The organism is Actinomadura logoneensis, from assembly GCF_003428695.1.
GTDB classification, from domain to species: Bacteria; Actinomycetota; Actinomycetes; order Streptosporangiales; family Streptosporangiaceae; genus Spirillospora; species Spirillospora logoneensis.
In genome coordinates, this window is sequence record NZ_QURH01000371.1 from 1 (window position 1) to 658 (window position 658).

Annotated in this window: 1 protein-coding gene; it reads right to left on the reverse strand. The window is 78.6% G+C overall.

The window, feature by feature from the left end; genetic code table 11:
* Positions 1 to 504, reverse strand: a 504-nt coding sequence (locus DZF91_RS22785) for a response regulator (protein WP_117359463.1), incomplete at its 3' end; no start/stop codon positions are given.
* Positions 505 to 658 lie beyond the last annotated feature (154 nt).

The following is a 658-nucleotide window of genomic DNA, read 5'->3' on the forward strand; positions in this document are numbered from 1 at the left end:
CAGGGACTCGGCGACCAGCTGGGCCGTGACCGGCGTACGGCCCGCCGGACGGGCGGGACCGGCCGCCAGCGGCGCGGCGAGCTCGCGGAGGGCCGCGTCCACGGCGTCCTGGGACAGCTCCTCCGTCCCCGCCAGGGCCCGCCGGTACCGGGCGTAGGCGACCAGGCGCGCGGTCAGGGCCTCGGCGGCGAACGGCTTGACCAGGTAGTGCAGGGCGCCCCGGCCGAGGGCCGTGCGGACGGACGCGGCGTCGGCCGCGGCGGTCGCCATGATCACGTCGGCCTCGAGGCCGGGCAGCAGGCTCAGCCCGGACGCGTCCGGGAGGTAGACGTCGAGCAGCACCAGGTCGGGGTCGAGCTCGACGGCCAGCTCGCGGGCGCGGGCGGCCGAGTGCGCGGTCCCGCACACCTGGAAGCCGTCCACGGACGCGACGAATCCGGCGTGCACCTGCGCGACCCGGAAGTCGTCGTCCACCACCAGCACGCGGAAGTCCCGGTCGGTCACCGGTCCGCCTCCTTCCCCAGCACTCCGGGCAGCCGTGCCACGACGACCGCGCCGGTCGGTCCGTCCTCCGCGCCCCGCCCCGGCGGGTCCGCGAAGGTCACCTCGCCGCCCCGGGCGCGCGCGGTGCGGCGGGCCAGCCCGAGGCCCAGGCCGC